At 63.5% G+C, this 9,230-nt stretch carries 13 protein-coding genes; 2 read left to right on the top strand and 11 right to left on the bottom strand.

Annotated features, from left to right (window positions below; translation table 11 throughout):
• The 10 genes from ACTOWL_RS04635 to ACTOWL_RS04590 form a co-directional block, all read right to left on the bottom strand.
• Positions 1-378: ATP-binding cassette domain-containing protein (locus tag ACTOWL_RS04635; protein ID WP_441320020.1), on the bottom strand; the 378-nt coding region annotated here is incomplete at its 3' end.
• On the bottom strand, positions 378-821 hold the full coding sequence (locus ACTOWL_RS04630) for a hypothetical protein (protein WP_441320019.1): 444 nt from the start codon (positions 819-821) through the stop codon (positions 378-380). The genes ACTOWL_RS04630 and ACTOWL_RS04635, both read right to left, overlap by 1 nt.
• Positions 822-848: 27 nt before the next feature.
• Positions 849-2,174 (bottom strand): M20/M25/M40 family metallo-hydrolase, encoded by a 1,326-nt coding sequence (locus tag ACTOWL_RS04625; protein ID WP_441320018.1) that lies wholly within the window; start codon positions 2,172-2,174, stop codon positions 849-851.
• Positions 2,175-2,269: 95 nt separating this feature from the next.
• The gene (locus tag ACTOWL_RS04620) at positions 2,270-2,704 is read right to left on the bottom strand and encodes an MAPEG family protein (RefSeq protein ID WP_441320017.1); all 435 of its coding nucleotides are present in this window, start codon (positions 2,702-2,704) and stop codon (positions 2,270-2,272) included.
• Positions 2,705-2,732: 28 nt separating this feature from the next.
• Entirely contained in the window at positions 2,733-3,356 is a 624-nt protein-coding gene (locus tag ACTOWL_RS04615) for a YqaA family protein (protein WP_441320016.1), read from the bottom strand.
• A gap of 143 nt (positions 3,357-3,499) precedes the next feature.
• Positions 3,500-3,802, bottom strand: coding sequence for a helix-turn-helix domain-containing protein (locus tag ACTOWL_RS04610; RefSeq protein WP_441320015.1), 303 nt, complete (start codon positions 3,800-3,802; stop codon positions 3,500-3,502).
• Entirely contained in the window at positions 3,799-4,131 is a 333-nt protein-coding gene (locus ACTOWL_RS04605) for a type II toxin-antitoxin system RelE/ParE family toxin (RefSeq protein ID WP_441320014.1), read from the bottom strand. The genes ACTOWL_RS04610 and ACTOWL_RS04605 overlap by 4 nt, the downstream gene beginning before the upstream one ends.
• Before the next feature lie 580 nt (positions 4,132-4,711).
• On the bottom strand, positions 4,712-5,401 hold the full coding sequence (locus ACTOWL_RS04600; RefSeq protein WP_441320013.1) for an SEC-C metal-binding domain-containing protein: 690 nt from the start codon (positions 5,399-5,401) through the stop codon (positions 4,712-4,714).
• Positions 5,398-6,297, bottom strand: a complete 900-nt coding sequence (locus ACTOWL_RS04595) for a hypothetical protein (RefSeq protein ID WP_441320012.1) — start codon at positions 6,295-6,297, stop codon at positions 5,398-5,400. Before ACTOWL_RS04595 ends, ACTOWL_RS04600 begins: the two co-directional genes overlap by 4 nt.
• Positions 6,290-7,528, bottom strand: coding sequence for an SAVED domain-containing protein (locus ACTOWL_RS04590; protein ID WP_441320011.1), 1,239 nt, complete (start codon positions 7,526-7,528; stop codon positions 6,290-6,292). Before ACTOWL_RS04590 ends, ACTOWL_RS04595 begins: the two co-directional genes overlap by 8 nt.
• 124 nt (positions 7,529-7,652) lie before the next feature.
• Here ACTOWL_RS04590 and ACTOWL_RS04585 point away from each other — a divergent pair, with 124 nt between their 5' ends.
• Both ACTOWL_RS04585 and ACTOWL_RS04580 read left to right on the top strand, forming a co-directional pair.
• Positions 7,653-7,973: a helix-turn-helix domain-containing protein gene (locus tag ACTOWL_RS04585; protein ID WP_441320010.1), complete on the top strand. Its 321-nt coding sequence runs from the start codon at positions 7,653-7,655 to the stop codon at positions 7,971-7,973.
• A complete protein-coding gene (locus tag ACTOWL_RS04580) occupies positions 7,970-8,866 on the top strand; it encodes an ImmA/IrrE family metallo-endopeptidase (RefSeq protein ID WP_441320009.1) in 897 nt (298 codons plus the stop codon). Before ACTOWL_RS04585 ends, ACTOWL_RS04580 begins: the two co-directional genes overlap by 4 nt.
• Here the strand turns inward: ACTOWL_RS04580 and ACTOWL_RS04575 are convergent.
• Complete coding sequence (locus ACTOWL_RS04575) at positions 8,863-9,180, bottom strand: hypothetical protein (RefSeq protein ID WP_441320008.1); 318 nt, start codon at positions 9,178-9,180, stop codon at positions 8,863-8,865. The two genes, ACTOWL_RS04580 and ACTOWL_RS04575, sit on opposite strands and share 4 nt — an antisense overlap.
• Positions 9,181-9,230: the final 50 nt, after the last annotated feature.

Here is a 9,230-nt window from a genome sequence, read left to right as displayed (position 1 = left end):
CGAGAACAGCGCCGGCAGGGTGACGTTGGCCAGCGCCCCCAGCTCCTCCACCAGCCGGAACTGCTGGAACACCAGCCCGCACTGCCGGCGGCGCCAGGCGTCGCGCGCGCCTTCGGCGAGGCCGCTGACGACCGTGCCGGCGAAACCGACCTCGCCCTCGGCCGGCCGGACGATCCCGGCCAGGGTGTGGATCAAGGTGGTCTTGCCCGAGCCGGACGGCCCGACCACGACGGTCAGGCGGCCGGCCGGGAAGCGCGCCGAGACCGACCGCAGCGCCTCGAGCGGCGCGCCGGTGCGGTCGCGGAAGCGGGCGGAGATGCCGCGGGCCGTCAGCTCCGGCGGCCCGGCGGCATCCGGCGGCCCGGCGGCATCCGGCATCACGACAGCGCGAAGGTCGCGTCGACCAGCCGCACCCGGCTGACGAAGCCGGTGGCGGCATCGGTGGCCGGGCCGATCTCCAGCACGCCGGCGGCGACGATCAGCGCGCCGGGGTCCACCGCCTCCTCCCGCTCGCGCATCCGGACGAAGACGATGCTGTCGATCCAGTCGCCCTCGGAGGCGCAGAACGGGCAGGTCTCGACCGGCGCGTTGGACAGGATGAAGAAGTCGGAATCGACCTTCAGATGCGGCGCCATGAAGCCCTGGATCGAGACCCGCGTCCCGGCCAGGGTCTGCGCCTTGGGCGAAAAGCTCATGTCCCGGCCGTAGAGCTGGAACATGCGGATTCGCGGCTCCTCGGCCCGGCCCCGCCGGCCGGCGAGCGTCAGCGCCGCCAGCCCGGCGGTCAGGGTTCGGGTGAACAATCCGCGTCGCGTGATCATTCCGGTGCCCTCCGTCGATGACGGGCCCTATTGCATCCCGGCGGCGGCCAGGATGGTCGCCAGGCTGGTCGCCATGCCCTTGACCATCGGCTCCTTCTCGATGTCGAGCCATTCGTCGAGCGAATGCGCCCGGCCATTGGTGTTCGGCCCGTTCTTGCCCAGGGTCACGGCGGGGATGCCGAGGCTCCAGGGGATGTTGGAATCGTTCGAGCCTTCGCGCGGCCCCTTGAACTCGTAGCCCGCGGCCACGATCGACGCCTTGGCCAGCTGGAACAGCGGCTCGGTCTCGGCGATGGTGCCCGCCGGCCGGTCGCCGATCACCGTGGCCTCGACCGTGATCTTGCCCTCCTTGGTGGAGCGGGCGAAGTTCTCGGTGTCCGCCGCCTGCTGGATGATGTCCAGCAGGCGCTGCTCCATCTTGGCCAGCTCCGCGGCGTCGCCGGACCGCATGTCGACCTCCATCGACACCTCGATCGGGATCGAGTTGACCGAAGTGCCGCCCTTCAGCACGCCGACATTGTAGGTCACCTTCGGGTCGGTCGGAACCTCCGTCCGGGCCAGGAGCGAGATCGCCTCGGCCAGCGCATAGCTCGGATTGACCAGGCCGAAGGCGCCGAAGCTGTGGCCGCCCGGCCCCTTGAAGGCGATGCGGTAGCGCTTCGACCCGACGCCTTGATTGGTGAACGTGTTCGCCGACCCGCCCTCCATCGAGAAGAAGGCCTTGATGCGGTCCTTGTACTTGCCCTCGGTGAACAGGTGGCGCACGCCGCGCAGGTCGCCCAAGCCCTCCTCGCCGACCGTGCCGACGAACAGGATGGTCTCCTCGTGCTTGATCCCGGCCGAATCCATGGCGCGGATATAGGCCAGCAACGCGGCCAGGCTGAAGGTGTCGTCGCTGACGCCGGGGGCGTTCAGCCGGGTGCCGTCGCGCCGCACGGTGACGTCGGTGCCTTCCGGGAACACGGTGTCGAGATGGGCGGAGACCACGACGACGCGGTCGTCGGTGCCCGTGCCCTTGCGCAGCCCGAGGACATTGCCCTCCTCGTCGATCTCGACCTCGGCCAGGCCGGCGCTTTTGAACAGCTCGGCATAGGCCTTCCCCCGCGCCTCCTCCTTGAAGGGCGGGGCCGGAATCTCGACCAGGCGAATCCCTTCCGCGACATAGGGATCGTAGTTCCGGTCGATATGCTCGACGGCGGTCTTGTAGGCGGCGCTGTCCCGCACCGCCTGGATCTGGGCGGCCGCCTGCGTCGCCGCATCCTCGGCGAAGGCCGGCAGGGCCAGGCTGACGGCCATAGCGGCGGCCAGAATCGACAGGCCCGGCAGAATCGATATGCGTGGCAGAAACGACATGCGCCCCCTCCCCTGACATTCCGTATACCGCGACGCTACCACTTGTCAGACAAGCGTCAAGCCATCGTCGAGATTATTCCGGGGTGCCGTCGGAATCACACCGGCTCGACCCCGGCCAGCACGATGCGCAGGGCGAAGATCAGCCACATCGCCAGCAGCAGCACGAAGCCGGCGGCATAGACGCCGAAGCGGGGGCCCAGGCGGTTCGCGCCGGTGTGCACCGCCACATGCAGGATCCGGCTGGCGACGAACAGCCAGGACATCACCACGAACAGCAGATCCGCCTTCTTCGTCATCATCGCCAGGATCACCAGCACGAAGAACAGCAGCGGCAGCTGCAGCTGGTTGCGGAAGCTGTTCGAGACCTGGGTGGCCCGCGCCGGCCAGGCCGGCTGGCCGAGGATGATGTCGCGCGGATGCACCTCGCCCCGCCGCAGCGCGCCGACGCGCTCCCGCAGCAGCCACACCGCCAGCAGGAAGATCAGCGCCACCTGCGCGAAGACCGGGAGGAGGATGGCTTGCACGGTCATGGCCGGACTCTCCGCGGTTCGGCGGCCCTCACACCTGGGTCATCACCGCGAAGCCGAGGGCGACGAGCAGCAGGAAGCCCCAAAAAGCCCAGTTCAGGTACTTCTCGAGATAGTACCGCACCTGCTCGCCATAGATCCGCATCAGCACCGCGATCAGGAAGAAGCGCAGGCCGCGCGAGGCGATCGAGGACAGGATGAAGGGCACGATCGGGAACTGGGCGACGCCGCTGGTGATGGTCACCAGCTTGTAGGGGATCGGCGTGACCCCCTTGGCCAGGATGATCCAACTGCCCCATTCGGCGTATTTCTGCTGGAACTCGTGGAACCCGGCCTGCAGCCCGTAGAGGTTGATCAGCCAGGAGCCGACCGTCTCGAACAGGAAATAGCCGATGGCGTAGCCGACCAGCCCCCCCACAACCGAGGCCACGGTGCACAGCCCCGCCAGCCACCACGCCCGCCGTGGATTGGCGAGCATCATCGGGATCAGCACGACATCGGGCGGGATCGGGAAGAACGAGCTTTCGGCGAAGGACACGCCGGCCAGCGTCCACTGCGCCCGCGGCCCATGCGCCGCCCGGATCAGCCGGTCATATTGCCGCCGGATGAACCCCGGCCGCTCGATCCCCGCCTGAACGCCCCCGTCCTGCACCACGCGCCGCTCCCCTGCCCCGGTCCCTCGTGCCATGGTCATAGACGGCGCCCGGCCCGGTGTCACGGGCGGGAATGGGGGGTGTCTCCAAACTCGACTTCCCCCAAATCGTCATGCCCGTCCTCGACTTGGTCCGAGGGTCGCAGTCAGCTGCCCGACAGGGCTCGCTTCACCGCCTCCGGCTCGCGTTCGATCACGCGGATCAGGGTGCGGGCAGCGCCGTTGGGCTGGCGCACGCCCTGTTCCCACTTCCGCAGGCCGGAGGCGCTGACGCCGACGACCGGGGCGAATTCCTCCTGAGTCATGCCCAATGCCTTGCGCGCGGCCCGGACGTCGACGTCCGGCGGGGTGAAGTGGTGGACACGATAGGTCGACGGGTCGGCCTCGCCTTTGGCAATGGCAACGGCCTCGGTCATGGCCTTGATCAGGTCCTGTCCCAGCTTGCTCATCTGGCGTGCTCCTTCTTCAGCGCGGCGGCGAGGGTGGCGAGGATCTTCCTTTCCGCCGCGGTGAGATTGTCCTTCTGGTTCTTCGCATAGATCGCGAGGGCGTAGATCGGCGCATCATGGTTGATCACGTAATAGATCACCCGGGCACCGCCGCGCTTGCCGCGACCGCTGGCCGCGATGCGCAGCTTCCGCAGGCCGCCGGTGCCCGGGATGACGTCGCCGTCCCGGGCATGCGCCGCCAGATAGGCCAGCGCCTCGACGTGATCGTCAGCCGACAGCAGGGCTTCGGCGCCGCGCTGGAAGGTGGGGGCTTCGATCACGGTCTGCATGAGGATTTTATAACCCAACGGGTTAGTCATGCAAGCAAAACCAGCCCATCGGGTTCATCCTGCCCCGCTATTGCGGCTTTCGATCTGCAGCAGATCGCCGGCGCTTTGAACGCGCAAAGCCGACAAGCCTGATCAGGCGGAACCGACCGGATGACCGGAGGACAATGGAGGCTTGTCCAGGTAGCCCATGGAGGGGCCCCGCGCCGGAGCGGAGTGCCCCACAAGACGCAACGCAGCGCAGGCGCGGGGAGGCGCTGTGGGCCCACCTGGGCAAGCCGGGGGGCGTCTCGGCAGGGCGCAATCAGCCGGACCAGGATCGAACCAGCGACCGCTCCTCAGATCCGGCCTTTCAAGGTCGGATCGTTCCGATTGCCGAGATTTGAACGCCGTCCTGACGCCTGCGAACCGGACATTCCTCAAGGCAGCGGCGGTTCCCGCCACCAGGGCGGAGGCCGGTTTGTCCCCTTTATGGACGTTGGAAGGCCTTCTGAGCTCCTCCGGACCGGACGTTCGCGACTATCCAGATCCCGCGCCGAAGCTGGAACATCGGCAACTGGCCCCGTCACAGCATCGCGAGCCTTCAAAGCGGCATCGAGCCACTCCTCTTTGCCTTCAGAATCGAAACCATTGCATCAATCGAGTGGCATAGAACATTGGATGGAACGTCACGAAGTAGCCATATCTGCTCGCCGTGACATTTCCGGAGTGGCTTCCCGCTTCCGCAAGGGCACGTCCAGTGTCCTCGTACCTTGTTGTTGGCGAGGTCGAGCAGAAACTTGCCGATCACTATCGGATCATCGGTCCCAAGACAGCGTTTGTAAAATTCAAGCGCGCCTATAAGCCCGTGCGCACTCTCGCCAAAGGGCCAAGGTTCTCCAGCTTCCACCAAGCTATTGCCTAGCAGGTACGGGACCAAGGCCTTGCGGATGAAATTTCCAACCGTGAAGTCTCCGGCCAGCATCAGGCACAACTCAGCCGGGAAGCCCAGACACAGCGCTCCAGTTTTCGGATAGATGTGGCGGTCGATCTCGCGCGGGATACGTCCTCCTGTCTCCCACGCGTTGGGCAGGGCGCGGGGATATGTGTCGGGCAAGACAACTTCGACTGCGTAGCGGTCGATCACGGCACCAGCGTCGTCGACGAGAGGAAACGTCCCGGCCACAATGACGCCCGTGTGCCGGATATGCGCATGCAGCGTGGGGTAGTTATTCTGCAGATCGCGCCGAAGCTCCTCAAGAAGGCTGGGAGACTTCTCGAACCAGCTTGTCACTTGTCCTCGCTAGCCCAGGGTGGAGCGGCGCCGCCGACCGCCGCGGCGGCAGCACCAAGGGCCGCGACTTTCGGGAGCGTTGTTGCCTTCATTTCGAGCTTGCCGAAGATGTGTTCCCACCCATGTTCGGCCGCAGCGTCAATCGTGTCCCGCGCCACGTCCGCGAGGGTCTGGCGAAGTTCGTCCGTCAGAGCATGGGATAGGTTATTGCCGGTTGGATTCGCAGGGTCTTCGATATAGAGGTCATCGATATTGTCGGCAAACTCGTTCAATACGCGCTCGAACCGCACCTGAAGGTTGCCGCCGTTGTTCCCGTCGAGCACCTCGATCACCAGTAGCTCAAGCGGGAAGGTCTTGATCCCGATGGCGTTGCGGGTGCGCCAAAGTTTCGTCAACTGGATCACATCCGTGCAGCCGCTGTCGCGCACGTGCGCAATTTGAACCTCGAGGTTGGTCTTGAGCCGTTCCTTGTCTCCTTCATTCTGGTGAAGAAAAACGTCGGTTCCCTCGTCGCTCGTGTACCGACCGGGCACCACGTCTATGCGCAGGTCCTTGCCACTCTTGGTCTTAAGGCGCAGTGCGGAGCGCTTGCGCCGAACCATGTAGTTTTCCTCGAGCACCGCTGCGACGCTTTCATAGATCTCCTCAAGCGTGTCGCCAGGGCCAGTGTCGTCGTGATCAAAGTAACAGACCTCGTCGAGGTCATAGTCTTCCCGGATCATGGTGCCCTTTGCCCGAGAGCCACCGTGCGTGAAATTTGGATTGCTAGTGGGAAAGGCTTCCTTGAGAAGATCGTCGACCTTGTCACGCTCCGTGTCCAGAGCATCGAGCTCGTCGCAGCCCTCTTCGAGCTCCTGGCTCTTCAAAAGATCCTGCAGATAGTCGTTGTCACTCATACTGATTCACCCTGGTCCTTTCTGTAAAACCGGCCACCCGTTTGTCGAAGTCGTAGATGGCCAAGGCCGGGTGTGCCTTGGGCAACAAGTCAAAGCCGAGAGCAATTGCGACAGGTGCGGGAACTGCTGGGAATAGGTGGATCACGCCCAGACCCGGGTTCTCTCTGACGATGTCAGCCAACAACTGGCGGTATGCGAGTCGGAAGGCCTCAAGATCGTCGCGTCTGCGAAGGAAACCGGGGTTGGGCGTCGCACCCTGGAGCGTGAAGTGATATAGCGAGAAGGTCGCGTCGATGTTCAGAGGCAACACTCCTTCCGCGACTGTACCGCTAAGCGACAAAAGCACAGCAACATTGCCCGACGCCGTTCCTCTACGAATGAGGCTGCAAGCGTAGCGAACGGGCTCCCCGTCCACGTACCAAGTCCATCGGTTCGGCTTGTCGCGGTGGCTCTGGAATAAATCGGTTGGAACGGTGTTGCTGAGCACGCTGCCGAGCACCACAAGCAATGGGATAGGTGCAAGCCCGAAGACTGACAGGTGCTTGACGGCATCAAACGGGACGCCATCGGCATACATCTCGCGGGTCTGCTCGCGGATGCGGCGCGTGGCGAGAGGATAGTAATCGGCACCCGCCTCGTCCCCAAGCTGGGTGAGATCTATTACACGGAAGGATGAAGATGCGGGGTATCGAGGCCGCAACGCGACCGTCACCTCATCGTTGCCGATTTCGACAATGCGCTCGCCGATCCGGCTCTTCAACGTCAACACGTTCGTGCGTAGCTCGGGGCCAAATTCCGCCAGCATGCTGATACGGGCTTCATGCTCTCGCTTGTGCGTGATCAGCTCGTCACGGGGGTACTGATTGGGGTGGGTGTCGACGTTATGGTGGCACTCCGCGCAGAGCAGCATCAGGTTTTCGATGCCGTTGATGTCGATGGGCCGCTCAGGGTCATCGCCTCGCGGCCCCTCACGCCGAAAGGCTACGATGTGTGCGGCTTCGCTGAAGTTGCCGGGTTCCTTCGTCAGCGCGTGCTCATAGAGAAACTTGTTGCAGCCGCGAAACTGACACCGACCAGCTGACCGTGCCGCCAAAGTGATCTTCGTCAATTCCGGGACACCACGCGCAAGCTTGACAGCCGACACGGCATCCGCCGGCGCAGCGGTGCGCTGGCGGCCGGAAGACTGGGCTCCCGGTTTTCCGGCATGAAGATTGAGCTTTCCGCGGGGCATTGGCGATCCATTGTCACGATTTTGTTCGGTATATCGAACAAGAGGTTCGCTTGTCAAGGCCGACTTTGTCCGGTATATATCGAACAGAGCGAGCTATTGCGAAGACTATGGATTCAGCCGGAACATGCCTACAACGCTTAGCGAGAAGCTCAAATATTTCAGAAAGAAGAACGCTTGGTCGCTCGACGATCTGGCAACCAAGTCCGGTGCGAGCAAGAGCTATCTGTGGGAGCTTGAGAACCGACCAGAACGCAAACCGTCGGCCGAAAAGCTCATCGATATTGCCAGGGTTCTGGATATCACTACCGAATATTTACTCGATGATAAAGCCAGCTTCGACGACGAGCAGGTGAAGGAAGTTTTCTTCCGCAAGTTTAACCGCCTCGACGACGGCGACAAAAGTCGGATCATGGACATGATCGACGCGTGGGCCCAAAAAAAATGAAGTTGCCGACAACCTGCGATGGCTGGGCCACGCGGGTGTCAGCCGTCATCAAGGCTGCGACCGAGATCCAGAAAGTTCCGCGCTTCCCAATCAGGATTGCTCCTATCGCGACTGAATACTCGCGAAACCTCTTTCCGAAGGAACCCATCACTGCCGTTCAAGGCAGCAAGTTCGATGGAAAATTCGAGGGCGCGCTAATCCCCAAAGGTAATGGTGAGTGGGGAATATTCTACAACGCCGGCCTGAGCTCAAAGGGCAGGATCAACTTCACGCTTGCGCACGAATTCGGGCATTACCTGCTTCACCGCCACCTAAGCGGAGATCCGATATACTGTTCAAGGCGCGACATGTGGGCATGGAATTCCGAATACGGCAGGATGGAATCGGAGGCGAACCGTTTCGCCTCGATGGTGTTGATGCCACCGGATGACTTCCGTGTGCAGACCGCTAACTTCCGTCGCCCGACTTTTGCGCAATTCAAGCCTCTCCGAGATCGCTATGAGGTCTCGATCACGGCCGCGGTATTGAAATGGCTCGAAACAACCTCGCGCCGCGCAATGCTGGTGGTCAGCACGAACGGTTTTATTGATTGGGCCCGTGCCAGCGACCCGCTCTTCAAGTCTGGGGTCTTTTTCCGCGCCAAGCAGGAGACGATCCCCCTGCCCGAGCAGTCTCTCGCGGCTCTCGGTCCCGCTTCCGGTTGCACCGACCTCGAACATCCCGCTGGCGTCTGGAACAAGCGCGAGCCTGTCTTTGAGTCCGTGCTTTTTGACGACTATCACGACCTTGCGCTGTCGCTGCTGATCTTCCCGCCTGACGGTCCGATCCGTTGGGACAGTGGTTTCGACGACGAACCGGCGCCAGTCGACACCTATGAGGCTCTTCATCGCTAGCGCCTCCAAACGGTCTGCGACCAAGGTCGAGACGGCGCGTTTTCAGCCGGGCAAACCCGGCCGGGGACAGGCTGGATCCAACGGGATAGGCGGATGTCCGTTATCGAGGCGCTAAAAAATGTCTGGAAAGGGCGCGTTCCCGACGAGCCGATGTCGTGCAGGCGGCCGGCCAGCCGGGCCACCTCCGCCCAGCCGAACACGGCGGCGAACTCCGCCGCCAGGGCCGCGACCGCCTCCTGGTGATCCGTCAGCCTTTCCCAGCGGTCCATCGCCTCGCCGGGAAGGGAGTGCGCGTAGATGATGCTGTCCGCCACCGCCGGCCCCCTGCCCTTCGCCCTCGCCGCACGGAGTGTGCGGCCATGCG

This window comes from Inquilinus sp. CA228 (assembly GCF_052078665.1).
Taxonomy (GTDB): Bacteria; Pseudomonadota; Alphaproteobacteria; order DSM-16000; family Inquilinaceae; genus Inquilinus.
This window is presented reverse-complemented; position numbering and strand designations above follow the sequence as displayed.